General features: G+C 46.4%; 19 protein-coding genes, 1 tRNA gene, 2 pseudogenes, 1 CRISPR repeat array and 1 riboswitch. Of the genes and pseudogenes, 8 read left to right on the top strand and 14 right to left on the bottom strand.

Annotation, left to right across the window (positions count from 1 at the left end; all coding sequences use genetic code 11):
* Nucleotides 1–12 precede the first annotated feature (12 nt).
* From IC21_RS12665 to IC21_RS12655, 3 genes are read right to left on the bottom strand one after another with little or no spacing between them, the layout of a single operon-like run.
* On the bottom strand, nucleotides 13–927 hold the full coding sequence (locus tag IC21_RS12665; protein WP_017553465.1) for a PLP-dependent cysteine synthase family protein: 915 nt from the start codon (nucleotides 925–927) through the stop codon (nucleotides 13–15).
* A gap of 18 nt (nucleotides 928–945) precedes the next feature.
* Nucleotides 946–1,416, bottom strand: a complete 471-nt coding sequence (locus tag IC21_RS12660; protein ID WP_029142368.1) for an S-ribosylhomocysteine lyase — start codon at nucleotides 1,414–1,416, stop codon at nucleotides 946–948.
* Nucleotides 1,417–1,421: 5 nt separating this feature from the next.
* A complete protein-coding gene (locus tag IC21_RS12655) occupies nucleotides 1,422–2,063 on the bottom strand; it encodes a class I SAM-dependent DNA methyltransferase (protein WP_029142367.1) in 642 nt (213 codons plus the stop codon).
* 158 nt (nucleotides 2,064–2,221) lie between these two features.
* Here IC21_RS12655 and IC21_RS12650 point away from each other — a divergent pair, with 158 nt between their 5' ends.
* Complete coding sequence (locus tag IC21_RS12650) at nucleotides 2,222–2,785, top strand: beta-class carbonic anhydrase (RefSeq protein ID WP_013860378.1); 564 nt, start codon at nucleotides 2,222–2,224, stop codon at nucleotides 2,783–2,785.
* Between the two features lie 599 nt (nucleotides 2,786–3,384).
* Here IC21_RS12650 and IC21_RS12640 read toward each other — a convergent pair.
* Nucleotides 3,385–4,075, bottom strand: a pseudogene (locus IC21_RS12640) (N-acetylmuramoyl-L-alanine amidase family protein).
* A 469-nt stretch (nucleotides 4,076–4,544) separates the two neighbouring features.
* Between IC21_RS12640 and IC21_RS12635 the strand changes: the two are divergent.
* Nucleotides 4,545–4,617: transfer RNA gene (locus IC21_RS12635), tRNA-Arg, on the top strand.
* Between the two features lie 127 nt (nucleotides 4,618–4,744).
* Here IC21_RS12635 and IC21_RS12630 read toward each other — a convergent pair.
* Nucleotides 4,745–6,280 (bottom strand): response regulator transcription factor, encoded by a 1,536-nt coding sequence (locus IC21_RS12630; RefSeq protein WP_029142365.1) that lies wholly within the window; start codon nucleotides 6,278–6,280, stop codon nucleotides 4,745–4,747.
* A gap of 288 nt (nucleotides 6,281–6,568) precedes the next feature.
* Here IC21_RS12630 and IC21_RS12625 point away from each other — a divergent pair, with 288 nt between their 5' ends.
* Genes IC21_RS12625 through IC21_RS12615 form a run of 3 tightly spaced genes read left to right on the top strand, consistent with a single transcriptional unit; the run spans nucleotide 6,569 to nucleotide 8,542 of the window.
* Nucleotides 6,569–7,171, top strand: coding sequence for a DUF6230 family protein (locus tag IC21_RS12625; RefSeq protein WP_029142364.1), 603 nt, complete (start codon nucleotides 6,569–6,571; stop codon nucleotides 7,169–7,171).
* 24 nt (nucleotides 7,172–7,195) lie between these two features.
* Nucleotides 7,196–7,618, top strand: a complete 423-nt coding sequence (locus IC21_RS12620) for a DUF6114 domain-containing protein (protein ID WP_029142363.1) — start codon at nucleotides 7,196–7,198, stop codon at nucleotides 7,616–7,618.
* Nucleotides 7,619–7,645: 27 nt separating this feature from the next.
* A complete protein-coding gene (locus IC21_RS12615) occupies nucleotides 7,646–8,542 on the top strand; it encodes a hypothetical protein (RefSeq protein WP_234969553.1) in 897 nt (298 codons plus the stop codon).
* 22 nt (nucleotides 8,543–8,564) lie between these two features.
* Here the strand turns inward: IC21_RS12615 and IC21_RS12610 are convergent, their stop codons facing one another.
* The gene (locus tag IC21_RS12610; RefSeq protein WP_026104825.1) at nucleotides 8,565–9,479 is read right to left on the bottom strand and encodes a DUF1002 domain-containing protein; all 915 of its coding nucleotides are present in this window, start codon (nucleotides 9,477–9,479) and stop codon (nucleotides 8,565–8,567) included.
* Nucleotides 9,480–9,814: 335 nt separating this feature from the next.
* On the opposite strand from IC21_RS12610, the gene IC21_RS12605 reads away from it, so the two are divergent.
* Entirely contained in the window at nucleotides 9,815–10,666 is an 852-nt protein-coding gene (locus IC21_RS12605; RefSeq protein ID WP_029142361.1) for a MurR/RpiR family transcriptional regulator, read from the top strand.
* A 155-nt stretch (nucleotides 10,667–10,821) separates the two neighbouring features.
* Here the strand turns inward: IC21_RS12605 and IC21_RS12600 are convergent, their stop codons facing one another.
* Both IC21_RS12600 and IC21_RS12595 read right to left on the bottom strand, forming a co-directional pair.
* The gene (locus IC21_RS12600; RefSeq protein WP_029142360.1) at nucleotides 10,822–11,967 is read right to left on the bottom strand and encodes a metallophosphoesterase; all 1,146 of its coding nucleotides are present in this window, start codon (nucleotides 11,965–11,967) and stop codon (nucleotides 10,822–10,824) included.
* 226 nt (nucleotides 11,968–12,193) lie between these two features.
* Nucleotides 12,194–13,495 (bottom strand): cation:dicarboxylate symporter family transporter, encoded by a 1,302-nt coding sequence (locus tag IC21_RS12595; RefSeq protein WP_017553891.1) that lies wholly within the window; start codon nucleotides 13,493–13,495, stop codon nucleotides 12,194–12,196.
* Nucleotides 13,496–13,699: 204 nt separating this feature from the next.
* Nucleotides 13,700–13,847, bottom strand: a riboswitch (cyclic di-AMP (ydaO/yuaA leader).
* Between the two features lie 227 nt (nucleotides 13,848–14,074).
* Between IC21_RS12595 and IC21_RS12590 the strand changes: the two genes are divergently transcribed.
* Both IC21_RS12590 and IC21_RS12580 read left to right on the top strand, forming a co-directional pair.
* Nucleotides 14,075–14,695 (top strand): histidine phosphatase family protein, encoded by a 621-nt coding sequence (locus IC21_RS12590; protein ID WP_029142359.1) that lies wholly within the window; start codon nucleotides 14,075–14,077, stop codon nucleotides 14,693–14,695.
* 685 nt (nucleotides 14,696–15,380) lie between these two features.
* The gene (locus tag IC21_RS12580; RefSeq protein WP_029142357.1) at nucleotides 15,381–15,800 is read left to right on the top strand and encodes a helix-turn-helix domain-containing protein; all 420 of its coding nucleotides are present in this window, start codon (nucleotides 15,381–15,383) and stop codon (nucleotides 15,798–15,800) included.
* Between the two features lie 119 nt (nucleotides 15,801–15,919).
* Here IC21_RS12580 and IC21_RS16915 read toward each other — a convergent pair whose 3' ends face one another.
* The 6 genes and pseudogenes from IC21_RS16915 to cas8c all read right to left on the bottom strand — a co-directional run.
* A complete protein-coding gene (locus IC21_RS16915) occupies nucleotides 15,920–16,171 on the bottom strand; it encodes a hypothetical protein (protein ID WP_029142356.1) in 252 nt (83 codons plus the stop codon).
* 158 nt (nucleotides 16,172–16,329) lie between these two features.
* A CRISPR array of direct repeats spans nucleotides 16,330–21,562; the repeat unit is 32 nt; unit sequence ATTTCAATCCACGCCCCCACGTAGGGAGCGAC.
* 171 nt (nucleotides 21,563–21,733) lie between these two features.
* Nucleotides 21,734–22,024, bottom strand: coding sequence for a CRISPR-associated endonuclease Cas2 (gene cas2, locus IC21_RS12570; protein ID WP_029143053.1), 291 nt, complete (start codon nucleotides 22,022–22,024; stop codon nucleotides 21,734–21,736).
* A gap of 10 nt (nucleotides 22,025–22,034) precedes the next feature.
* Nucleotides 22,035–23,066, bottom strand: coding sequence for a type I-C CRISPR-associated endonuclease Cas1c (gene cas1c / locus IC21_RS12565; protein WP_029143054.1), 1,032 nt, complete (start codon nucleotides 23,064–23,066; stop codon nucleotides 22,035–22,037).
* Entirely contained in the window at nucleotides 23,063–23,719 is a 657-nt protein-coding gene (gene cas4, locus IC21_RS12560) for a CRISPR-associated protein Cas4 (RefSeq protein WP_029143055.1), read from the bottom strand. Before cas4 ends, cas1c begins: the two co-directional genes overlap by 4 nt.
* Nucleotides 23,709–24,569, bottom strand: coding sequence for a type I-C CRISPR-associated protein Cas7/Csd2 (gene cas7c / locus IC21_RS12555; RefSeq protein ID WP_029143056.1), 861 nt, complete (start codon nucleotides 24,567–24,569; stop codon nucleotides 23,709–23,711). Before cas7c ends, cas4 begins: the two co-directional genes overlap by 11 nt.
* Before the next feature lie 21 nt (nucleotides 24,570–24,590).
* A pseudogene (cas8c, locus tag IC21_RS12550) lies at nucleotides 24,591–26,096 on the bottom strand (type I-C CRISPR-associated protein Cas8c/Csd1); the annotation flags it as partial.
* Nucleotides 26,097–26,183 lie beyond the last annotated feature (87 nt).

Below are 26,183 nucleotides of genomic sequence, written 5' to 3'. Positions count from 1 at the left end.
AACTCCTTCTCATCAAGAATAAATGCTGCGGCTGAGATACCGTTCGCTGCTGTCCGGAAAAATGGTGACAATATGCGTGCCCGGTTTTGCCTGCTTTGCTTCGCGCAGGCTCGCCTCCAGCGCAGCACCTGAGGAACTGCCGATCAAAAGGCCTTCAAGCCGGGCCGCTTCCGCAAGCCGTTTAAAAGCCGCATCGTCCGGAATCGTATGGATGGCATCAAAAAATGTGCGGTCCATAAAAGGCGGCAAAAATTCCATGCCGATCCCTTCCGTACGGTGGCTGCGCGGCTCGCCCCCGTTTAAAATCGAGCCTTCTGGTTCCACTATGGCCGCCTTCAAGGCCGGATTTTTCTCTTTTAAATAGCGGGCTGTCCCCATAAACGTTCCCCCGGAACCGGCGCCTGCGACAAAAACATCGATATGCCCATCAAGTGCTTCCCAAATTTCAGGCCCAAGCGTCTTATAATACGTTTCCGGATTGGACGGGTTTTCAAACTGTCCCGGGAAATACGCATTTGGTGTTTCAGCGGTTAGTTTTTTTGCTTCCGCAATCGCGCCAGCCATGCCAAGCGCGGTCGGCGTGTTCACAACTTCAGCCCCGAGCGCCCGCATCAGCGTCTGTTTCTCCACGCTGAATTTTTCCGGCACAACAAAAACAGCATGCACGCCGTAACGGATCGCAGCAAGCGCAAGCCCGATGCCCGTGTTGCCGGCCGTCGGTTCTATGATCGTCCCGCCGCGTTTCAGCCTGCCTTCCTGAAACGCGCGCTCTATTAAATAAGCGCCGAGCCGGTCTTTCACGCTGCCGCCCGGGTTAAAATATTCCAGCTTTGCAAACAGGCGCACGCCTTTTGGCAGATCAAATGCGGTTAATTCAACCAATGGCGTGTTGCCGATCAGTTCGTGCACGCTTTTCGCAACCTTCATTTCGCTCGTCTCCTGTTATCAGGCAAATACTTGTGTCCACTCATCACGTTTTGCCAGCATTCTCCGGGCAATTTCCTTTGCGCCTTCCAAAGAATGGCTTGCCGCCCAGCCGCACTGCGTTTCATTGCAGGCCGGCACTTCCGTGGCATTCAATACATCGCTTAATGTTTTTTCAATGATGCCAAGCACCTCGTTATCATCATCCAAATTGATAACGGAAAAATAAAAACCGGTCTGGCAACCCATTGGGCTGATGTCGACAATTTTATCCGTGTAATTGCGGGCGAATTCCGCCATCATATGCTCGAGCGAGTGGAGCCCCGGCATATCCATATGTTCCTTGTTCGGCTGGCAGAAACGGATATCGTATTTGCGGATGACATCGCCGTGAATCCCTTCTTTTATTCCTGCAAGGCGGACATATGGCGCTTTGACTTTTGTATGGTCCAAATTAAAGCTTTCTACGTTCATTTTTTTCATCTCTGTCATGATGATCATGCTCCTTTCATTTTTGCATCCATTAGCCACACAAACCGGTTCATCTTCCGGAAAGAGACATCAAAACCATTTTCCTCAAAGATGGAAGATAAAACGGGAATGGTGGTGTAATATTCCGTTTCAAGATCTTCCGCAAGCCGGCAGAATCCTCTCGCTTTGGCTTCCCTGATCATCTCCTGTTTTGCTTCTTCCGTCTCAAAAACCGTATCGGCGAACACGATTTTGCCGCCCGCCTTTAACCGGGTACGGAAAAGGGAAATGGCGGCCCTTTTTTCTTCGTTTGTCAAATGGTGGAACGCATAAGTGCTGGCAAATGTATCCGCCTTTTCCTGCACATGAAAATTCAAAAAATCCCCGTCTATTATTTTAACATCCGGATGCTTTTTTTGAGCGATTTTTCTCATATTGGCAGAAGGTTCTATCCCGATTATCTTCAGCCCTTTTGCCAAAAGCTTGCCCGTCAAATTGCCTGTTCCCAGGCCGAATTCAACAACAAAACCAGTTGCCCGGTCTCTGACGGCATCCAAAATTTTATCGTATTGATAGAATACTTCTTCGTATTCGGCATCATGTCCGGTAACGGTTTGATCATAGGAGCGAGACCATTCATCGAACAGCGCGTCAAACTCCCTTCCCAATCAAATCCCCCATTTCCCATAAAATAACTCTGAATTAAATGTAACACGCCCCTTGTTTTTTCGCAAAAAAAATGTGAAGGATTTATTCCCATTTTTAACATGTATACTTTTATTTCCTGTCATTGTATTTTAAAATATGCTTAAAGGAGTGAGATGTGATGACATTGTTAGATGAAGTACTTGCATTTAACCAGGAATTTGTGGAGAAAAAAGCGTATGAGCCTTACCTGACTTCCAAATTCCCCGACAAACGGATGGTGATTTTCACATGTATGGACACGAGGATCATTGAATTGTTACATAAAGCAATGAATATTCAAAACGGAGACGCGAAAATCGTAAAAAATGCAGGCGCCATTTTAACGAGCCCGTTCGACAGCACGATGCGGAGCCTGCTTGTCGCCATCTATCAGCTGAAGGCGGATGAAGTGTTTGTGATCGGCCACTATGACTGCGGCATGACCGGATTAAAAGGCGAAACCGTCCTTGAAAATATGAAAAAACGCGGAGTTGAAGAAAATGCGATTGAAACACTCGTTCATGCGGGGATTGACCTCGACGAATGGCTGAGCGGTTTCGAAAAGGTCGAAAGCAGCGTGAAAAAGAGTGTCGGCATCATTAAAAACCACCCGCTGATGGACAAAAAAGTGCCGGTCCACGGGCTTGTCATTGACCCGGAAACCGGGAAGCTTGATCTGATCGTAAACGGCTACGAAAATTAAAACCGGTTTAATCCGGGCGTACGGGGTTTTCCTCTTTTTTTAACCGAAACTTCATGAAATGATGATGTTGCTTTCATTGTTTTTTAGGGTCACCGGTTTACAATCAATCATGTAGCGAGGACAGCAGAGCAGGAAGCATGCTGGACAAATACCCACTGTTTTACCCCCTCTTTTTATGTCGGCCTGTGTGCCGTCTTTTTTTGAGCAAAAATTTAAGGGAATTTTAAGAATGGAGATCGGATAATAGCGTGTAGGAAAATTATTATGAAACAGCTCCACCGCAAGCACGGGACCAGGTGTCAATCAGCAGTGAAGCCTACGAGCGGTATAACTGGCCATTTGCAGATTCAGGCACCGGTAATGCGTTTGGGGTTTTATGGCGGCAGACAGGATGGCGGAGGGCGATTAAAAGCACAAACCCGTTGCCGCTCTTCCCAATAACCCGAGCCCCGGACTTGACCAGCGGCAAAGCCTATGAACAGAATAACCGGCCATTTGCAGATTCAGGCACCGGTGATCCGGTGACCACCATATGGCTTTTACGGCGGAGGATGAATGGGGCTTCAGATGAAAAAAACGGGTAAAGGCCGCTTGTACGGCTACTTTACCCGTAATCTTTCCCCCACACGGATGGTATAATCATCATCCAGATTATTCCATTTTTTAATTTCTTTGATGGTTGAGCCGTATGCTTTGCTTAAAGCGTATACGGTATCCCCCTTAACGACTTTGTGATACGTTTCACCGCTTTTTTTTTTTGAGCCCGAAAGCTTTTGCCAGCCCGTTGACATGCCCCTGCGCCACATCCTCAATCCAGCTGCTTTGCTTCATTTTTTTCGCATCACTTGCCGTGTCAATAAAGCCGTTTTCAGTAAGGAGCGCAGGCATGATTGATTCCCTGAGCACATGAAAATCGGCCTTTTTTCTGCCCCTGTCTTTTAAATCATTCAGCTTCAGCACTTCCTGGTGGATGGTTTTCTGGTAGGTTTCTGTCGTGATGCCGGCTTCGGGATAAATATAGCTCTCAAAACCCGTTCCATTTCCTGAATTGATATGAATGGAAAGAAAAAAAGTGGCGCCCCAGCTGTTGGCGGCATCCGTCCGTTCTTTCAATGACACAAATTTGTCCGTCGTCCGCGACATTTTCACTGAAACATTTCGGTAATGGTTTGTTAGAATGTCGTGAATCTGTTTGGCAATCGCCAAAGTGATGTCTTTTTCCTCCATCCCGTTTCCCACAGCACCTGGGTCTTTTCCGCCATGCCCCGGATCAAGAAACAGTTTAAACAAATGCTTCACCCCTTTTCAACCATGCTCAATTTCTACATATCTTTTTTAAAGAGAAACGGTTACTTTCCCGCCCTGTTTTTTTGCACAAATGGAAACCATCCGTTTTGCCGGCAGCAGGGAAAATTCCCCAATAACCTGGCAAAGCTAAGTGGGACAGATGCAAATGACAAGGGGTCGGATTATCGCATGGAAAATGAAGAACCTGGCCTGTTGCCTCGCACAATTGAACCTATCTTTACAATATCGTATGTAAAGCATGTTTCATGTGTGACAGGATTGTCCGCCTGGATTCCGCCTGGATTTCTCCGCAATCGTTTTACGGAAAAGTTTATGTACTTGCTTCTTTTAGCGTTTTGGCAATTGAATTGCGGGAAGAACCATGTGTTTTGCTAAAAAGCAGGGGTATTGACACAAAACGGCAGATTCACTATAATATTTAAGGTGACTAGAACGGATATTATAAAGTTACGGCTCCGTAGCTCAGTGGATAGAGCGTCGGTTTCCTAAACCGTGCGTCGGAGGTTCGAGTCCTCTCGGGGCCGCTAAAAGAAGCGCCCGCAAGCCTTTAATAATAAGGGGTTGCGGGCGTTTTGCATTTTTTTCGTGCAAAATGAGTGCATCATTACTTTTCCCTTAAAAAAGTGCGGAGCGGAGGAAAATGAACAAAATTCAATGAATCAGTCCGAGCCGCATTGCTTTTACGGCGGCTTCCGTCCGGTTTCTGGCGTGAAGGCGTTTCATCAGGCTTGAGACATAATCCCGGACCGTATACTCGCTCAAATGCAGCATTTCCGCTGCTTCCGTCGTCGAGGCCCCGTCCGCCAAGAGCTGCAGAATATGGATTTCCCGGGCGGACAACTGGACAAGTTCCGGCTGCTTTTCGTCCCACTGGTTCGCTTTTAAAAACTTGGCCAGCAGTTCACCTGCGCTCTGGCCGAACTTCAACAGCGCTGTAAATGTGCTGCTGTCCACTTCAAAAAACTTTCCAGGCCCCTGGTCCAAAATGGCACCGCCAATTAACACCCCTTCTGACGGCACATAAATCGGGGCGACCACGACCGATTCCAGCTCAAACTCCTTCACATACTGCATCGGAAACTCTTCTGAAGCTTTTGGGATATACAGCGGCTGGAAATGCTGTACCATATTCACCTGCTGCCCCTTTCCTAGCAATATTTTAGAAATGGACGGAAAACGGTCGATCGTCTCCTTTATATTCCGAATTGCCGTATTGTTAAAATGGTAGCCGAACAGGCCGAATCCCGCCGCATCGCTTTGCGAATAACGGAACAGGGCACAGCGCTCGAACGGCAAATATTGTGCGTAACCGAAAGCGATGTTTTGGATCGCTTCATTTAAATCCTGGGAGCGCATAATCCATTCGTTAAACAAAATGACTGCGTCTTTCCACTGGTCGCCCGCATATACTTTTCCGTTCCGTTCCTCCTCCATCTGCAACAAATGCATCGCATATGTCAAAAACGGGATGGTGGCCGAAACATCCTGGTCGCTCATACAAAAAATCAACGTCTCATTTTTCCACGGCACCGGAAACACATCCCGCCTTTCATCCGGTTTCCGCCGCGGCGTCCGCTTCAGCAGCGCTTCCGACAGCCAGAACCATGAAGGATCCACCCGTTCAAAAAGCCCGTTGTCAATCGCGTTCTCCTCCATCCCGATCACTTTCTTCAGCCGGTATCCCCCGTCCACATGGCTGACCCTTGCAATCCACTCAATCCGGAGCTGTTCGGATTTGGTAAGCTGCTCACAAAATGAATCCATATGAAAAGTTTCCTGTTTGGAAATGAGCAGCATTTCTTCACAAATTTTTGAAAACAGGTACTGGACGGAAGGATGCAAGTGAAAAGACCGGGTCGTGCTTTCTTTTATGGCTTTATGAACAGAGTTTTCAATTAGGGTTAAAATAAAAATGAGAACATGCGGTTCCGGCGGGCGGCGGAATTCCTTCACCCATTGCGACCGGATATCGTCAATCAGCGTTTCAACCGATTGCTGGCCGGAACGGAAAAAGGCGACAAAACAATTGAAAGCGAATTCAAAAGCATCCGCGCTGCCTTTATGTGTTTCTCTCAAATACTGCAAAATTTCCGTGCATTCCGCAATAATTTGCTGCTGGTGCGACCGCAAAAGATCTACCCCGTGTTTCATGACCATGTTCATATGCGCATTTAATGACAGCGACACCTTTCTCCCTCCTTCGTCTAAACCCCCTTGCCAGTGTTTTTTCCTATAATATTATCATAATCGGGCCGGGTTTTCGCGTTAAAAATCAAACCGGTTTTCCGATACGATATTTGTAGGCCATAAGCCGTTGAATTCCCTACAATAATAGGAATATATTTTTTTGTCTAAAATGAATAAAATAAAGAAAAATGTAAGCGATACCATTCGGAGAGGAGGAACTTTTCCCACCAAAACATTTTTCATGCCATCTTTTTTAAATGATCAAGTATTAAAGGGGAGGATTGTTACATGAACGAAGGGGCATTAGTCTTACAAGGGAGAACTTCAAAAAAATGGTTTTTTACCGCTCTGCTTTCAGGCCTTATTTTTCTGGGGGGACTTTTAGCGGTACTCGGCATTAACGGGGTTGCCGTTGCAGCAACTGTCGGCGGCATCGGCAAATTCAATGTTTCATTCAAGGAAATGCAAGGTACCGGGTTTAAATTATACGGGAGTTTATATGGGGACCCTTCCAAAGGGCAGGACCATGTCAAGCCAGTCTTTGTCAATGAAATTGATAAAGTGACGATTCAAGACTTGGTTATTAAAAAAGATGTTAAGATTCCAGTTCTCGGCGATTACCAGGTAAGAATTACGGCAGGCGACGGAAGCACACCTGTACACCTTGACGGGGTAATTCAAAAAGCTGCGCTTGTACAGGGGGATGCAGTCTTCACCAATATGAATATTTCAGAAAATTATGTCACTGCCGATGACCCTCAAGCTGCTTCAAAGGCATTTACGCAAGGGGCAGATACTTTAACGATCAAAGACGGCAGCCTGGATACACATTATCTTTTCCAAAAAGTCGCAAATCTGCCGAACCTCAAAGTGCAGTTTGTCAAAAAATAGGCTTTTCCTCAAGGAGTGATCATAATGGGCAAGTTCCATATGTTTCGCATGAATTTTAGAAACTGGAGAAGAAGCCGGCCATTCTGGGGGGCAACGTTTACGTTGCTCTCCGGGATGATCATTTTATATGTGCCGGTCCAACTTCTTGAAATTGCAGCCGCGCCCGGTAGCATGGTGTCGATCGGCCTTATTTTCGGCGGCTTGATTTTTCTGATCGGCGGAATGGGTTATTTTTTCCCGAAGTTTAATATGGTGTTCGGCATTTTGGCCATTTTCCTGTCTGTCCTTTCCATCATGGGGGCGATGGGCGGATTTTTCATTGGAACCCTGCTCGGTATCATCGGCGGGTCTTTATCTGTTTCATGGCGGGTAATCAGGCAGGAGGAAGTGCCGGCTAGTGTTGGGACGATGGAAGAAATTGCCGCAGGGAGTGCAGAAGAAAGATAAAGACTATACACAGAAATGGTGAGGCAAGTGAAGAAAACAAAATCTTTCCTATTGACAGCCGCATTTATTGCATTTAATTTTTGCTTTTTCACAAACATTTCAGTGGCTGAATCCCCCGCAACAGACGGCTTCATCATTGAAGCAGACCGCGTGGAAGGCGTGATGCTTCCGCCCGAGATTACAGCAGGCGATACAGCAATAAAACAAAATCAGGTCATGCTCCGCCTGCAGTATGCGGATGTTACCATTTACGGACTGAAAATCACAAAAGTGCTGCAAACGCCCGAGGGACCGGTGACGATCCATATGAATGCACCCGGCCCGATCCAATTGAAAAATATGAAGGACGATGCTACAAAGGTGGACTTTGGCAGCATTTACGTCCCGGAAAAAGCCGGACAAATCGGCATGAAAAACGTCCGCCTTGTTGCCCATCAACAGCTTGCCGACAATGCGGATCTGCCGGGCCTTGACCTTTCGATGGAAACCGGCGCAGCCAATATTGACACTTCCGGTTCCGATGAAGAAACGTTGCGAAAACAGGCCGATCAGCTGACACAACTGCTTAAGGGCGGGACTTCTGATCAAAACAAGGAAGAAAAAAACGGCAAGCCTGTTACGGCTGATAAAGCAAAGGCTGGCACGCAGGATAAAGCGAAAACAGAAACACAGGATACAGAAAAACAGCACGATGCGAAAACGGATGGCAAGGTTACGGATCAAAATAAAAATAAAAATAAAAAACCAGAAAACGCGGATGATACAAAAACAAAGAATGCTGAGGGAACAGAATCGGACAACACTGGCACAAAACCTGCTTCCGGCCAGGAGACGGAAAAGAATGGCACCCCTGCAAAGACTGCTCCCAGCCAGAGCACAGATAAAAATGTTCAACAAAAAGAAGGCAGCAACGCCGGAAATTAGGGGCGCACTGCCTTCTTTGCCATTATTGGAATAATCCCCGGATCGCGTCAAAGATGTTTTGGAAAAAGTCTTTTACGCTTTGCCAAAAATCTTTGTCTCCGGCTGCTTTATTGATCTTATCGCTCAGTTTGTCCGACAAGGAACTCAACTCGCTTTTGACCGAGTCAAAATTGATGTTAAGCTTGCGCATCTGGTCAAATAAATCATACAGCAGCTGGCGGTCGGAATCGCTCAAATTGATGTTTAAATCTTTTAATTTATCATCGACGATTTTTTCAATATCTTCTTTTGTGGCCGGATGCTGGTCCGCAATTTCCTGCTTAATTTCCGTAAGAAGTTGGGTCACTTTGTCATTGCTTAACCCTTCCTTTTTCGCCAGATCCGTTGCGACACTCAGTTCCTGGCTGGCCACTTCCGTCCGGTCTGAATCAAGTTTATCCCCGGATTTACTTGAATCGTCGTAAGCTTTATAAATACCGACAAGCGCTGAATGGCCGGTTACTTTGAGCGGAGAAGCCACTTCCACTTCCGCATTTTTAATCCCGGCAGTGAGCAGCGCATTTTTATACATATCCGCTGTCACTTCTGTAATATTCTCCGGTGTGACAATATTCACCTGGACACCGCCGGAATCCGTTCTTGTAATTTTTGCGGATGAGTACATATTCGAATTGCGGTTGCCGTCAGGAATGTAATGGACAAGATCATCGCCGGTTACGGTAATCTCTTCCACATTGTTTGCATCGTCCACGCCAAGTTCCTTTTCCACCTCTGCCTTTTGCGAGGCAGAAAGCGCCGCACCGGTTACAACGATCGGTTTCCCGTATTTTTCATCGATCACTGTACTATTATCGCCAGATGCTTTTGCCACCCCGTTCATGCTGAATCCAAGCGCAATCATAGCGATGAACCAAATCAAGCCCAATCTTTTTAGCATTCTTTTTACGCCTCCTTTTTTGAAATGTTGCGGGCTTGCCGCCTGCCATTTCAAAAGATGCCTGCAAATCAGCCCATCGTGATGCATCATTTTTATTATACACGATTGCACCGTCCGTTTTCCCTAAAAATATGATGAGAAAACCCGGGCCTGGTGCGGGGAGATGCAACTGGATTGATTTTTCAGCGGCAGCAAAAGTATCGCCGGTTGCCCCGTTTGCTGGCAAGAGCGAAGAAAACTTGACCCATTCCTTTTATGGCAGCGGTTTCAAAAAAGGAAGATTTTATACTAAAATAAAAACAGAAGGTACGACACAACAAGAAAGGTGTTTGAAGATGGGCACACAATTGCATTCATTCCCGTGTCTTCATAGAATTCAAACGATGTACAGCGAATTTAGCGCAAAAGAACGGAAAATTGCAGACTACATCCTTGAGAACCCGCAGCGTTTGGTCCACAGCACGATCAACCAGGTGGCGGATCAGTTGCTTGTTGCCGATGCGACGGTATTCCGGTTTTGCAAGCGCATCGGTTTCAGCGGATTTCAGGCGTTGAAGATTGCGCTCGCTGCGGAAGCCGCCCGCCCCGGGAAAAATATGGACGAAGCAGTGAAAGATACCGACAATGAAAAAGCAGTTGCCATAAAAGTGTTTGAATCCAATATCCAAACCTTGCAGGATACGATCCATACATTGAACCAAAAACATTTGCATGAGGCCGTTGAATGGATTTGCCGTGCGAAGCATATTGTGTTTTACGGCTGCGGAAGTGCGTCCGTTATTGCCCTTGACGCCCTCGAAAAATTTTTGCAGACGGATTTGGCTGTCACGGCTTATACGGACCCCCATCTGCAGCTGTTGAGTGCGGCAAGATGCACCAAAGAAGATGTGGCGGTTTTCATTTCTCACGCGGGCGCGGACAAAGAGATGCTGAAGTTGCTCCAGGCCGTTCAGAAAACCGGGGCGAAAACGATCGCGATCACGCAATTTGCAAAATCGCCGCTAAGCCAGAAAGCCGATGTCCCTTTATTTACAGTTTCACAAGAAGCAGATTTCCGCTTTTCTTCCTTTTCCGCGCGGATCGTACAGCTTAGCCTCATCGACACCCTGTATGTCAATGTCATGCTGAGATATAAAGATACGAACGAAGAAATTTTACAAAAAGGAAAAGAAACGTACACCGTATGACAGCGCCCCGTTTCCCGGCAAACGGAGCCTGCACGCCCGTTATAATTTTCGCCGCAAATTGTAGAACGCCACGGCTGGAACCCGGTGATGTTAAAATTTGCCCCCTTTTTCCTTCACTTAAATACCCATGCCGCAACAATGGCGGCATGGGCAAATTAGTTTCGGCTATATAAAGTAAACTTGGATCCCAGTACGTTTTTTTGCAGTTCGGCGGTCATCCGGACAATATCCGGATCCGGCCTGACAATGGATTTTGCCTGCTGATTGTGGGTGGCATATACCGGTTTCGCCTCGGATTGCGCCTCCGTCATTTCCCACTTCTCTCCCTTTTTTTCCAAAGTGAGACTGATCACACCGAGATGGCTCCCCCACTTGCCGGGCATCACCGCAGGCACGCCATTGATCGTCCCTTTCCGGATATCGACACCGGGAACGCCTGCAAAAAATTTGCTTGGGAACACCCTGTGCTGATGCCCGAACAGAATGGCATCAATCCCTTTTACCTCGCTTAATAAATATACGGCATCCCCTGTATAAAACGGTTGTTTTGCAGCCGGATCCACACCGCAATGGGCGAGCGCGATGATCAGGTCGGCTCCTTCCGCCTTCATTCTCGGGACAAACCAGGCAGCCGTATGCAGGATGTCCTTTGCTTTGACTTTGCCGCCAAGGCTCGGTTTTTCCCATTCAATGACAGAAGGCGTGACAAACCCGATGACCCCGATTTTCAAATGATGAGAATGCCCGTGCCGGTCTTCCACTTTTTTATTCAAAATCACATAGGGTTTAAAAAAATTTTGGTCATCTGTATCATTTTTTTCGAAATTATAGTATATATTGGCATTCACAAACGGAAACTTTGCTCCGCTGATGGTCTGTTTCAAAAAATCAAGCCCGTAATGAAAATCATGATTGCCCACGGTCGCCGCATCGTAATTTAAATGGTTCATCACACGGATAAACGGATGAACTTCCCCTTTTTTTAACGGGCGCCGGGCAGCATAAGCAGCCATTTCATTCCCTTCGAGCAAGTCCCCGTCATCAAACAGCATCGTATTTTTTGCCGCTTTCCTCTCCGCTGCAATGAGTGAAGCCGTGAGGGCAAGCCCGTAAGTCTCCGCCTCAGTGCGCGCGGCATAATCATAATTCAGCATATAGCCGTGCAAATCCGATGTCTCCAACAAACGCAAATCGACAGTGGCCCGTTTCGGCTGAAACCAAAAAGCCGCATCCGCATGTTCCGTCCGGGGAAAAAGAGCGAGGGACAGTACCGCTGCCCACATCAGCATTTTTTTGCCCATCTTTATCCCTCCAAAAATCAATACATGCTGTGAATAGTTTGTGCCCCGGGGTGCTCATTATTGCAGCCCGGCCGGTAACAATCCTTGGAAACAGAGGCACAATTTTTTCCGGGCACATGTAAAAAGGGCACACTGCCGGTGTTCTTTCAACGGGCAGAACGTTCGAAAACAAAAAAGGCGCGCTGCCTTGTTCCGGCAACGCACCTTCTTTAACTTTATGCTCATCTTAAGATTCCGTTACATATTTGTGATCTTTGGAATCGTGCCCGCCGCCGCTGATTTCAGCAAGGTACGCTTCTCCTTTTTCTTTATCATATTTTCCTTCCCATTTTGACACAATAATGGTTGCGAGCGTATTGCCAACGACATTGCAGACTGTTCTTGCCATATCTAGAATACGGTCAATCCCCGCAATAAATGCCAGGCCTTCAATCGGAATGCCGACCGTTCCCAGCGTCGCCAAAAGCACGACGAATGAAACTCCCGGAACACCGGCGATGCCTTTTGACGTGACCATCAGCACGAGCACCAGGGAAATTTGCGCACCGATGGACATATGAATCCCGTACATTTGCGCGATAAACAGCGCCGCCAGCGACTGGTACAAGGTCGAGCCGTCCAGGTTGAAGGAGTACCCGGTCGGAATAACCAGTGTGGTGATCGATTTCGGGCAACCGAATTTTTCCATTTTTTCCATGATCCTTGGCAGCACCGCTTCCGAGCTTGCAGTGGAATAGGCAAGGATCAATTCGTCTTTCAGGATCTTGAAGAGATTGAAAATATTTACACGGAAAAGCCAGCCAATCAGGCCAAGCACGACAACCACAAAGAAAATAATCGTGCCGTAAACCGTGAAAACAAGCTTGCTCAGCGGGATCAATGACTTGAGGCCGAATTGCGCAACCGTTACGCCAATAAGGCCGAATACACCGATCGGGGCCACTTTCATGACCAAATTGGTGACATAAAACATCGCTTCACTGACACCCTGGAAAAAGCGGAGCACCGGTTTTCCTTTTTCCCCGATGGCTGCTACCCCGATCCCGAACATGACAGAGAAGAAAATGATTGGAAGCATGTTCCCTTGTGAAAGGGATTCAAACAAGTTCGTCGGCACAATATTTAAGATCGTATCGACTATGCCATTGTGCTGCGTCTCTTTCGTTGTTTCCACATAACTGCTGATCGATGTTTTTGCCAGCGAACCCATATCCACCCCTGTACCCGGATGGAACAAGTTTCCGGCCAGCAGCCCGACTACAATTGCAATGGTCGTGACAATTTCAAAATAGATTAATGCTTTCAGGCCGAGCTTTCCAACCTGCTTCATATCTCCTGCACCGGCAACACCCACAATCAGGCTTGAAACGACAATCGGGATCACAATCATTTTAATCAAGCGCAAAAAGAAATCGCCAAACGGCTGGAGAATATGGGCCACGGTGTCATTTCCGTGAAAAATGCCGCCGATCGCAATACCGAGAATCAGGCCGATAAAAATCTGCCAGGCTAAACTCACTCTTTTCATGTAGGTCCCTCCCAGATGCCAATATTTTTTCAAAAAGCGCAGTACGCAAGCTGCATACCAGATTGTTTGTAAAACTCAAATTGCAGATACCACCGGTTTCCGGATTTCCATGTGGAAACCGAATTTGCGGATGAAAAAAAACCACGAAAGAGAGAAATTCCTTCGCAGCATTTTTGCTTAAAAGGCGTGTCCAAAAAACACACGCAGTTCTCTCCAGACGCTTACGAGGTTAGCTGACGGATTAGGGAATAAAGAGTTTCCCTACCTTTCAATGAAAGGTTTCACCCCTGGTGCCCAAAGCACCCGTTGGTTCCCCCGTTTACATAAACATGTAATTGAGCGATGATATGAAGTTTTTAAAAAATAAAAAACAACTCATCCTTCTCCAATGTTTTAGCGTCCTTTGCCATTATATAATATTTTAATATAATATAGCAAATAAATTTTTTATAGCGAAGGGCGGGACGCATTCGCGTTGCATAGCCGGCATCAATTTGCTGGTCATCCGCGGGAGATAGCATTCCACGCTTCAATTTGCTAAAATAAAACCAGTCGATACTTTGTGAAAAGAGGTACATTATGACACTTTTTTATTTTGTGCGCCATGGCCAGACAGAATGGAACGCCGACCGGAACAGATATTGCGGGAGAAGCGATATCGATTTGTCTGAGACCGGCGTGCGGCAGGCGAAACTGGCGGCAGGATTTTTAAAGGACATTCCGTTTGATGCGGTTTACGCATCAACATTGGGCCGTGCTGTCCGTACGGCAGAAATTCTCGTGAAGGGGCGGAATTTGGAAATACACCAAGATCCGCGTCTTGTCGAAACGGACTTCGGTGCCTGGGAAGGAGAACGGCAGGAAGACTTTTCCGTAAACTATGCGGATAATTGGGAGGCATGGCTACAAGATCCGGGCGCGACACATGCGGGTTATACGGGGGAAACGGCCGTCCAGGTCTATAACCGTGTCCGTGCCTGTATCAATGAGCTGGTGGAAAAACATCCGGAGGAAACCGTCCTTGTTGTGGCCCACAGCATGGCAATCCGCTTTTTCGTCGCCGGAACACTGGAAGTCCCGTTTAAAAATTACCGGATGATCCCGCAAGACAACACGGGCATTACAATTTACAAAGAGGAACCGGAAAACGCCGGATTTCTGGCCATTAATCTAAATACGCATTTATATGCAATAAAATGAGGGTTAGACATTTTCAGAATAACGATTGCCCATTGCTACAGGAACCCAGCCCATGCCGGTTGAATAACGGAACCGGCATGGGCTGGGTTATTTGAAAATGAACGTAAGCCATGATGCGTTTTTATAATTTGTTTCATCAAAAATCCGGGACAAGATTGGTGCATGAACCCGTAGGAAATGGAAATTTTACAACGGCATGCAGCTGCCCTGCCTGCTTGAGGGGTTGCTGTGCCTGGATTTGGCAAGGAAACTGGCCGCTTTGCCCGGACTCCTCTTTGCACGCGAAAGCTGGTTCATGGCAAGCCAGAAACGGATTTGTTCATCAACAATGTGGATTAATGAAGATGGAATGGCAGGGATCATTGGCCCGCCATTTTTATATGAAAACGTTTACAATTTGAAAAAGGGTTAAAACCGCACCGTTTTCATGCTAAACTGGAAGGGAGACTGTAAAAATAGAGCCTGGAGACCGTATTACTCTTACTTTGAATTTGGGAACTGCAAGTAAGAATCATGAGAAAATAGGGGGGTATTTTTTGCTGAAGCTCTATTTTCTTCGTGTCTCCGGCTCTTTGTCAACTTTGTACAGACACTCATCAACAAAATAATTTCTATACACTTATATTATACACAATTATTTTGGAAGTCAACCATTTTTTTTGATTTTTTTTAAGGAGCAGTAGCGATGGCCGATCACGAGAATGAAAACATGGATAACGTTAAAGCAATATTCGCAGCCCGTTTGAAAAAAGTGCGGGCAGCTCAAGGCTACAGCCAGCCTGAACTTGCGAAAAGGGTCGGGGTAAGCGACCGGAACATTTCGAACTACGAAACTGGATACAGTTTTCCTTCTATTAAGGTGTTATACCGGATTTCGCAAGTGTTAAAAGTATCCATTGATTATCTTTTAGGCCTTACCAACCATGTGGGCCTGAAGACAAATGAAGCGGTCAGTAATCCGGAAAAGAAACTGCTTGAGACGTTGAGCCATGAACCGGATTTATATCAAATGATGCTGAAAGATCCTGAGAAAATGGCAAACCGGATTTATCAGACTTGGAATTTGATCAGGGAACTGGACGATGAGGATGACAGAAATACATAATCGGGGGCTGCTGAATAAGCAAAAGCCCTGGACCCGGTTCGGGGGACTATAAAAACAAGGGCAATTTCACAAAGAGGGTTTGTCACTGCTGCCTGCACGATCTGCGCCTCTTTTTGGATTTAAAGAAAAAAGAAGGCGGCATCAACCAGTTTTGCGGCTGAGCGAACCAGAGATAAAGCTTTGTCTGGTTCGCTCAGCAAGCCTTCAATGGGAAAAACTTTAAAATCTTTTTTGGGCAGGGCTGCTTGCTTCTGTTTTATTATTCCTGCAGGCGGGACTTGGGCTCTTTTCTTTCTGGCCAGGCAGCTGCATGCAAGGCTGCATGGAACAGTAGGAACCGGAATTATTACCGGCAGCACTTCTGGCAGCAATAATTGTTCAATTCCATCGGGAATGCCAAGCGTTGCATCAAAGGTTAAGTTTTAGAAAAGATCAAAAATTGTTTCTATTTGGTGGATGTTGTTTTATTTCATGCCCCCTATGCAGGGAGCCGACGGCATAGGTTTCTTTATCTACCTTTTGGATTCACATTTCAATCCACTCCCCCATGTAGGGAGCGACACTTCATCCGGTCGTGCAATGCATTTATCAAAAGATTTCAATCCACGCCCCCATGTAGGGAGCGACGGGGTAAGGCCCCCACGGTTTTGTTTTTTGCTGATTTCAATCCACGCCCCCATGTAGGGAGCGACCTGGCAGGGATTCCGGCGGTATTAGCTTATGTCGATTTCAATCCACGCCCCCACGTAGGGAGCGACAAATAAGGCTCTCGAAGATTACGGATTTGATACCATTTCAATCCACGCCCCCACGTAGGGAGCGACTTGTCGCGGATCCCATGGCTACTTTTCCAATACTATTTCAATCCACGCCCCCACGTAGGGAGCGACTTTATGTCATTCAAGCTGTCGCCTACTTCGAGGAGATTTCAATCCACGCCCCCACGTAGGGAGAGACCCGGAGGTGGCGCGACGGTGTTAGGCGAAACGTTGATTTCAATCCACGCCCCCACGTAGGGAGCGACTTAAGCCTGGAAGCCATTTGGTTTGCTTCTGTGATTTCAATCCACGCCCCCACGTAGGGAGCGACGTGCGCTGATTGTTGGCCAATGGCTTTATCAACAGATTTCAATCCACGCCCCCACGTAGGGAGCGACAATAATGGCGCGGTCACGTTTAGTCAGCATCATTATTTCAATCCACGCCCCCACGTAGGGAGCGACTTTTACATTAAGAATGGGATTGCTTATCATTTCGATTTCAATCCACGCCCCCACGTAGGGAGCGACTTCGATAGCTTTTCAACTGCTTTTACTTGATGGGATTTCAATCCACGCCCCCACGTAGGGAGCGACCTTTGCAGTTGATAATACAGTGTATTGGGAAGGTATTTCAATCCACGCCCCCACGTAGGGAGCGACATCATCGAACGCGACCAGGAAGGTGAGGCATCGTATTTCAATCCACGCCCCCACGTAGGGAGCGACCAACTCGAAGGCATACGTGTACCTGATCGACCCGATTTCAATCCACGCCCCCACGTAGGGAGCGACAGCTGGCATGCCACGGAAAAACAGGCTATGCAGATTTCAATCCACGCCCCCACGTAGGGAGCGACGTCTGCGGGTGGACAGGCCGGCTCCCGCCGAAAAAATTTCAATCCACGCCCCCACGTAGGGAGCGACAAAAAATAGTGGGTTCTGTGCAACCTCACTATCAATTTCAATCCACGCCCCCACGTAGGGAGCGACATCGTTGCCCCGGCCGAAAGCCGCGTTGATGTGATTTCAATCCACGCCCCCACGTAGGGAGCGACTCCGATGAGGTTGCTATCACGGTTTCCAAGTTTATTTCAATCCACGCCCCCACGTAGGGAGCGACAGAGCGCACCGGTCGCAGTCACGTTTGGCTGAAAATTTCAATCCACGCCCCCACGTAGGGAGCGACATTGCGTTCTGGAGCTTATTTCGAAAGATAAACAAGATTTCAATCCACGCCCCCACGTAGGGAGCGACCTTGGACTGGCGACAAAGTCAGCGATGGATTTTATTTCAATCCACGCCCCCACGTAGGGAGCGACCTGACCGCGTGACCTGGTCAACGTCAAGCAGTTTGATTTCAATCCACGCCCCCACGTAGGGAGCGACTGGGACAAACTTAAAAATATTGGAGATAACGTTTGATTTCAATCCACGCCCCCACGTAGGGAGCGACGAGGCCAGGAGAAAAAATAAAAAGATTGAGGAAAATTTCAATCCACGCCCCCACGTAGGGAGCGACGCGATGAAATTGCAAGTAGATATACAGGGAATATTTCAATCCACGCCCCCACGTAGGGAGCGACCCGTAAAAATTTGTATCATCATAAACCTCCTACTATTTCAATCCACGCCCCCACGTAGGGAGCGACCATGTCTGGTACTAAGAAAGCCATACAAGGAATCGATTTCAATCCACGCCCCCACGTAGGGAGCGACGGTACTTTCCTTCATCGTTCAAACTTTCCTTTATATTTCAATCCACGCCCCCACGTAGGGAGCGACGTCGTAACAGACCCGCCATACGGCTTATCAAAAATTTCAATCCACGCCCCCACGTAGGGAGCGACATATAAAGTAATGTTATAAGTAATAATCACAAGTATTTCAAACCACGCCCCCACGTAGGGAGCGACGGGACGGGTGGAATAATTCTACCGGCGGGATTGGCATTTCAATCCACGCCCCCACGTAGGGAGCGACTTTTCGCCCGATTCTGTTGACCGCCGGCGAAATTATTTCAATCCACGCCCCCACGTAGGGAGCGACAAAAAAGATTGGCCGAGATGTAGAAAAGTACATGATTTCAATCCACGCCCCCACGTAGGGAGCGACGACGGGTGGAATAATTCTACAGGCGGGATTGGCATTTCAATCCACGCCCCCACGTAGGGAGCGACATTTGTTGATCCGATGAAGGAAAAAGATATGGAAATTTCAATCCACGCCCCCACGTAGGGAGCGACTAGCCTTGTGCAAAAGTTTTTAATGTGAGGGAGTATTTCAATCCACGCCCCCACGTAGGGAGCGACGAAAGAAGCTGTGGAAGACGATGAACCGGCTGAGATTTCAATCCACGCCCCCACGTAGGGAGCGACCTTTCGGCAGGTTAACCAGCGTATCTGTGGCCGGATTTCAATCCACGCCCCCACGTAGGGAGCGACCTTTCGGCAGGTTAACCAGCGTATCTGTGGCCGGATTTCAATCCACGCCCCCACGTAGGGAGCGACTAATGGTATATGAATGGTGGGACGGTAGCAATTGATTTCAATCCACGCCCCCACGTAGGGAGCGACGGACAATTGGGAACGCCTGCTAACAAAATTATAAATTTCAATCCACGCCCCCACGTAGGGAGCGACACGAACTCCCAGAACTTGACGGTACCAGCGCCTGATTTCAATCCACGCCCCCACGTAGGGAGCGACATATGTACCAATATTAGGCGAAATAGCGTGCGGTATTTCAATCCACGCCCCCACGTAGGGAGCGACGCCAAAAAAGCTGGCATAGGCAAGTCGTCGATGGCATTTCAATCCACGCCCCCACGTAGGGAGCGACGAAAGTCGTTTCCAATTCGGTAGCTATTTCATTTATTTCAATCCACGCCCCCACGTAGGGAGCGACAATTGATGAGGATAAAGCGTTCACATGCTCGCACATTTCAATCCACGCCCCCACGTAGGGAGCGACGATTGGGACTATACGCGCTACGGAATCCCCCAAGATTTCAATCCACGCCCCCACGTAGGGAGCGACCAGTATCGAGATCCAGCAACAGGCAATGCAAGATATTTCAATCCACGCCCCCACGTAGGGAGCGACTATCACTGTATCGGAATTATTTCAGCGTTGGTTCATTTCAATCCACGCCCCCACGTAGGGAGCGACAGACATACCCATGCAACTATATGCCTTGAGTCAGATTTCAATCCACGCCCCCACGTAGGGAGCGACTTTATGGAGTAAATCTCTCATTTCATCACCGTAATTTCAATCCACGCCCCCACGTAGGGAGCGACGTAAAAATGGGATCCTGTGTACAGATCTACTTTTATTTCAATCCACGCCCCCACGTAGGGAGCGACAGCAATTCCGCCAGCCATCACCATTTGCACGAGCATTTCAATCCACGCCCCCACGTAGGGAGCGACTGTGCAGGTCGACTGGAACTTCAAGGAGATATACATTTCAATCCACGCCCCCACGTAGGGAGCGACCTCCCTCGAGTTCGGATTAATATTTTGTAATAAATTTCAATCCACGCCCCCACGTAGGGAGCGACGGTTGGCTCTGGATTTACAACCGCGCTGACATTAATTTCAATCCACGCCCCCACGTAGGGAGCGACATTCAAGCTTGCATCATAAAGATCCACTGTAAAATTTCAATCCACGCCCCCACGTAGGGAGCGACTGGCGACCCTTTTTCAACTGGATAACTGGTGGCGATTTCAATCCACGCCCCCACGTAGGGAGCGACCTTTTGACCCGGAATATACCAGGCTGCATAGTATATTTCAATCCACGCCCCCACGTAGGGAGCGACGCGGAAAAAGATAGAACAGCACATCCAGACTTTATTTCAATCCACGCCCCCACGTAGGGAGCGACTGCACTTATCCATAAAGATTGTTATAAGGGATAAATTTCAATCCACGCCCCCACGTAGGGAGCGACAGGATCCGCTACATCTTTAGTTACTTTGATGCCGATTTCAATCCACGCCCCCACGTAGGGAGCGACGAATTCAATTTACAAACCTTTCCATTTCGTAAGATTTCAATCCACGCCCCCACGTAGGGAGCGACAATGATGAAGCACGCCAACTGCTACCGGTTAAAATTTCAATCCACGCCCCCACGTAGGGAGCGACACCACTTACAACAAAAGCAGTGAGATGAGCGAAATTTCAATCCACGCCCCCACGTAGGGAGCGACGTTCAAGTTCACTAAATTTGCGCGGAAAAAGATAATTTCAATCCACGCCCCCACGTAGGGAGCGACACGTCACCATAATGCCTAACATAGTACTAAGTGATTTCAATCCACGCCCCCACGTAGGGAGCGACGGATAATTATAGAATTATAGCGAAAGAACAAAGGATTTCAATCCACGCCCCCACGTAGGGAGCGACACCGCCAACACGTCAACACGCAAAAAAATACTTATTTCAATCCACGCCCCCACGTAGGGAGCGACGCAAAAGGGCTGTTCGCACTAAAGGTGAACGGCATTTCAATCCACGCCCCCACGTAGGGAGCGACGTAAATACATTCATGCTATAATTAAATCATAAGATTTCAATCCACGCCCCCACGTAGGGAGCGACTGCCGCGGTTTATGAGTCTGTACAGCATAGGCAAATTTCAATCCACGCCCCCACGTAGGGAGCGACCGTATAGGAAACACGGTTGATAACAAGCTGTTAATTTCAATCCACGCCCCCACGTAGGGAGCGACATTATCCGACGTAGTCCCGCCAGCAGTATCCAAAATTTCAATCCACGCCCCCACGTAGGGAGCGACGTCGGGAGAGTTTACGACTTTAAAAGTAACCTATTTCAATCCACGCCCCCACGTAGGGAGCGACTCCCCACTTAGTAAGAACGTGTTTTCCTCGTACGATTTCAATCCACGCCCCCACGTAGGGAGCGACTTATGTCGGCGGGTGGACTGGTAACAATAGTTTAATTTCAATCCACGCCCCCACGTAGGGAGCGACAGCGGAATTTGGCAAAAAATGCGAATGTGTGTTTTCAAAACAACCAAATTCCGCTATTTCCTCTGATAAAACAAAGAACTATTTACCAAGCAAGACCAATATATGTAAAATATTGGTTAATATTATGGTGCGAACCCACAGGAAAAATCGTGTGCGCTACACCTTCGCACTCTAAAAGATCAATGGGTCCTCTAAATCCAAAGATGGTTTTGCCCCAATATGCATTACTTTATTTTTATAGTTATTCCCCAACTGATAAAATCTCAAGCTATCTTCGTCCGGGTCAATAATATTAGACAGTTCAATCTTCAAAGATGCAAATTGAGTTGCATCAACATAGCATTCAAAGACAGAATTCTGAACACGCTGGCCATAGTTTTGACAAACTTTCGCCACTTTTCTCAGCCTTTTCTGCCCAGCTCCGGTCAAAGTACTCACATCATAAGTAATGACAACAAGCAAAATCTTCCACCTACTTCCACAGAAAAGGAGGATACTCATCTAGATCTCCTCTTAAAAACCGGGCCAACAACAAAGCTTGTGCATGAGGAACCAGTCCCCATGAAATCTTTTCTCCTAGAAACGGATGAGTAATCTTTTCCTGTTTTTTATTTTGCCAAGCTTTTAGAAACTTTTTTCTTGCTTCGTCTGTCATAATAACGGTTCCATTTTCCTTTTTTAAAAAATCATCTTTGTTGATTACCTTGATATTAATGAGTGAAAGTACAAAACGGTCCGCATACACACCTCTTAATTCTTCCATCAAATCCAGAGCAAGTGAAACCCTGCCCGGCCTGTCTTGGTGCATAAATCCAACATAAGCATCAAGGCCTACTCCTTCCAGTGCGGAAGCTGTGTCATTTGCCAGTAATGTATAAGCAAAGGACAGCATGGCGTTCACGTTATCCAAAGGCGGCCGGCGTGAACGGGAATGAAAGAAAAAATCATCCTTCTGCTGTAGAATCATCTGGTCAAATAATTTATTGTAATTGATGGCAGCCTGCCCTTCTAACCCCCTCAATGTTTCTAAACTATCACATAGTCTGACCTGCTTGATAATGGCGGATAAAAGCTGGGAAACATCCTTAAATTGCGCAACATCAATACGCAACGGATAATCTCTTGTCATTCTTTCAAGAATCCATTTTTGGTTGTATATCTTCCCAATAATAAAATTTCTGGCAATTTGAACCGAAGCGATTTCATCATCTGAGATACGGTATTGTTTTTTTCGCAAAACAACATTTCCTCTGCTTTTACCAATTACTCTGGCTAGAAAGCGGCCGTTCATTGTAAAGAATATGAGAGAAATATTCCTTTCTGCACAGTACCCCATCAAAGCAGGGCTGGCCCCGGTATAACCAAAAGCAGCGACCGACTCCAAATTGTGTAGTGGCAGTCTCCCCAATTGCTCCTTCTCTTTTAAAAGCACAATATTATCTCCATCCAAGGATAAATAAACATCCGGCTGCGTAATAAATAAAGTGTTCAGGAGTTTCTTCACTCATTTATCTTCCCTTCTATATAACTGGAAACAGCACGTTTACGAATGATATTTGGCAAACAAATATTTTGAAGGGAACATTGGTTACAGAAGGGGCCGGTTTTTACTTTTGGCGTGTAGCGGCGCTGATAGTATTCTTGCATCTCAGCAGCGATTTTTCTTACTTTATTTTTTTCATCCAGGGTTATCGGAACTTCAATCCGGCGTTTGATTTCATTATAAAAAATATAGCCCTTGTTGACCTCACATAGAAGCATTTCCTCAAGGCATATCGCCTGCGCAACAAGCTGTAAAATATCCGAATCGTTCTTTTTTGGTTTGCCGCGTTTGTATTCAACCGGATAAGGAATATATTTTCCTTCATTCCCATAAATTTCAACGCCATTCTCATCCTTGACAAATTCAACAACATCACATATTCCAGTCAATTTCAATTCATTTGATTTAATTGGCATTGCCCGGACAATTAATTTACTACCACGCTTTTCACGGATAAAGGGGCTATCCGTTTTTTGATGGATATTTTGCCCCTCAACCGTTCTTACATTTTCTTCCCACGCTTGCTCTATATGAATCAATGCCCATTGCCGCTTGCAAAATTGAAAATGTTGGATGCCCGACAACATCAGGTATTCATCTTCATCAAATGCCATCGATAGCGTCAACCTTTAAACCACTCAGTTCATTTAAAGTAATCTCATAATCCTCAAATGTTTTAGGATTGTCTACAAGTGGTGTAACGGCTAATGACCGATGCACTTTTGCCGACGAATACTGGCCCAATTTGGACTGGTGTTCCCACCAATACACTTTTTTAACTTCCATGCTCCCTTCAGGACGTGCAGAAGAAGCATCATTTTCAAATAATGTGACTAAGGCCTGCTTGATTTTTTCGGCATCCTCATTTGAAAATCCTGTTTTTTCAGCCAACTGGGGATTGATACTCCCATAAAATACATAGACACCAAAGTCTACGCGGTGTTTCATCCCCATAGTGTCGGAACCCCGGTCTTTGCCAGGCTCAGAGTTTACACTTTTAGTAATTTGCATGCTTGTAATATCAATTGGAGATACACTGGTAGCAGTATGGATTGAAACAGGGCCTCTTACCCCTACAGATACACCTTTATTGCCGGATCCTTTAAAAGCAAATACTTGGCCGAAACTGCGGACATCAATCCACTCTTGGCACGCGATCGCAGCAAAAGATTCACCTGATCCGTCTTTAGACTTAAAAATCTTATTCAATTCCGGATTCGCATCCGCCCGTTCTTTTAAACTGTTGTACGAATCATTTTTTCGATCGTTTGATTGCACAAAAATTGACTCGCCCATGTCTTGAAGACGGTTTCTGATTTTACGTTTAATCGCAACATCAGAAATTTCCCCGTAACCATCATAATTTTGGCGCGGGCGGTTTCCGTTCAACGGATCTCCATTGGGATTAGCTTTTGTAACAGACAACACAACGGCAAAATCAATCTTATGATCTAAAGCTGGCATAATTAGTCCCCTCTCAATCTTTTATTCTTTAGTTTGTCCAACAGTACTGGTATCTTTCTTCTGATATAAATCATAGCGCTGGCTATAAAAGCCAAGCAAAAACTTACCCGATAAAGGCCTGTCATTAAAATCTTCATATTTAAGTTTAGAAGCGACTTCATCTATTAACATGGCGTAGTACGTCCCTTTTTTCCCCAGCCGGACTTGATAGGGCTGCAAACTGGCCTGAATCGTTCCCCAAGTGCGTGCAGGATGCTGTGAAAATGCATTCATATATCGGATGGCATTGGTAGCACGATTTTCGCCGGAATCCAAAGCATTTCGTTCGAGTACGTCCGCAATGGCCAGCAACCTTCCGAATAAATAATCGCGGTTGTTATTTTCTTTATCAAGTGCCAAATTATATCCCTCCTCTTTATTAATCAGTGCACAAGCAATGCTTAATATTTTTTCCCATTCCCATTTTTCCAGAGCAACCGGATTAGATGCACGCCGAAGGGCACTTCTGACAATATCTGTTGGGATTCTTCTCCCTTCCACAATACACGGAAGCATTCTTTCCATTAAACCTTTTACAACTTTATCGCTTGCATTCGGACCATACGCCGCGAACGCGATATCTTTTGTTGCAGGCGCACCAAAAAATAAAATTGGCTGGTTGTCCTCATTTTTTCGATAACGGTGGAGCCAGGCGCAAGTTGTATGCCATTTTACCAAATTTTCAAAATAAATCTCTTTGTTTAAATTTCGATAATAAAGGACAGCCATTCTTCCGGTTGTTGCCGAATCTAAAACCAAAATATTAATACTGGCTTCAGTCGAAAGATTGCTTTTATATCCATCCATTGCCTTAGAAAATTCACGTGCAAATTCCTGGTTTGTAAAAGCTATTTTTGGATTGTTTCCATTCGCAAAAGGATCGAGACTAGTAATGTCATATGAATCTTCGGTGACTGACGGCACTTCATTTCCGCCGTTTTCCCATACAAGAAATACTCTGTTATCGATTATTTTTCCCTGCTTGTTGATCAACCATTTCAGCGCATTATGAGCTTTTTGCGATGCTTTATAACTAATACTTGCCACTTGTTTGCTTTCAGTAAATCTCCCTCTGTACGTAAACCCGCTTGAGTCATTCGCAGATATCAGTTTGGCTTTATCTCCGGAATTTCTGATTTTATTAGCATGCCTCTCTGTGCTTGGCAAAAATTCACCCGTTACATAACAAAGATCCCGGTCACTTAAATGTTGATTGTAAAATTTTATAAATGATTCGTACATTTCCGGATCTTTCCATACTTTGGTCAGGATTTTTTCAGGCGAATAAACAGTAAACCTTACAAAAGCGCTCTCAACACTCCCTGTAACTGTTGAATATAATGGAGGCTTATCACCATACTTACTGTCCCATTTATCAATTAACTGCCCGTTGTTATCCAAAAACAAAATTCCCGCTTCTACAAGATCGTGGATTAACTGTTTCTTTTTTAAATATGCATAGATACTCTGCACTTTCGCATTACTAAACGTATGTGTAAAATTTTACTCGAAGGGCAGATGAGTGGAAAAAAATGGGAAGACGCTCTATCATTTAAATGTACGCTTGTGGGCGAA

The organism is Heyndrickxia coagulans DSM 1 = ATCC 7050 (assembly GCF_000290615.1).
In the GTDB taxonomy this organism is placed as follows: Bacteria; Bacillota; Bacilli; order Bacillales; family Bacillaceae_C; genus Weizmannia; species Weizmannia coagulans.
The sequence above is the reverse complement of the archived record's forward strand: the minus strand, read 5'-3'. Positions and strand labels throughout refer to the sequence as shown.

What these genes read in the sequence shown, in the direction of transcription:
- IC21_RS12665 (WP_017553465.1), bottom strand. Translation starts at nt 927, where the DNA reads ATGAAGGTTGCGAAAAGCGTGCACGAACTGATCGGCAACACGCCATTG.
- IC21_RS12660 (WP_029142368.1), bottom strand. Translation starts at nt 1,416, where the DNA reads ATGACAGAGATGAAAAAAATGAACGTAGAAAGCTTTAATTTGGACCAT.
- IC21_RS12650 (WP_013860378.1), top strand. Translation starts at nt 2,222, where the DNA reads ATGACATTGTTAGATGAAGTACTTGCATTTAACCAGGAATTTGTGGAG.
- IC21_RS12625 (WP_029142364.1), top strand. Translation starts at nt 6,569, where the DNA reads ATGAACGAAGGGGCATTAGTCTTACAAGGGAGAACTTCAAAAAAATGG.
- IC21_RS12620 (WP_029142363.1), top strand. Translation starts at nt 7,196, where the DNA reads ATGGGCAAGTTCCATATGTTTCGCATGAATTTTAGAAACTGGAGAAGA.
- IC21_RS12610 (WP_026104825.1), bottom strand. Translation starts at nt 9,479, where the DNA reads ATGCTAAAAAGATTGGGCTTGATTTGGTTCATCGCTATGATTGCGCTT.
- IC21_RS12605 (WP_029142361.1), top strand. Translation starts at nt 9,815, where the DNA reads ATGGGCACACAATTGCATTCATTCCCGTGTCTTCATAGAATTCAAACG.
- IC21_RS12600 (WP_029142360.1), bottom strand. Translation starts at nt 11,967, where the DNA reads ATGGGCAAAAAAATGCTGATGTGGGCAGCGGTACTGTCCCTCGCTCTT.
- IC21_RS12595 (WP_017553891.1), bottom strand. Translation starts at nt 13,495, where the DNA reads ATGAAAAGAGTGAGTTTAGCCTGGCAGATTTTTATCGGCCTGATTCTC.
- IC21_RS12590 (WP_029142359.1), top strand. Translation starts at nt 14,075, where the DNA reads ATGACACTTTTTTATTTTGTGCGCCATGGCCAGACAGAATGGAACGCC.
- IC21_RS12580 (WP_029142357.1), top strand. Translation starts at nt 15,381, where the DNA reads ATGGCCGATCACGAGAATGAAAACATGGATAACGTTAAAGCAATATTC.
- cas4 (WP_029143055.1), bottom strand. Translation starts at nt 23,719, where the DNA reads ATGGCATTTGATGAAGATGAATACCTGATGTTGTCGGGCATCCAACAT.
- cas7c (WP_029143056.1), bottom strand. Translation starts at nt 24,569, where the DNA reads ATGCCAGCTTTAGATCATAAGATTGATTTTGCCGTTGTGTTGTCTGTT.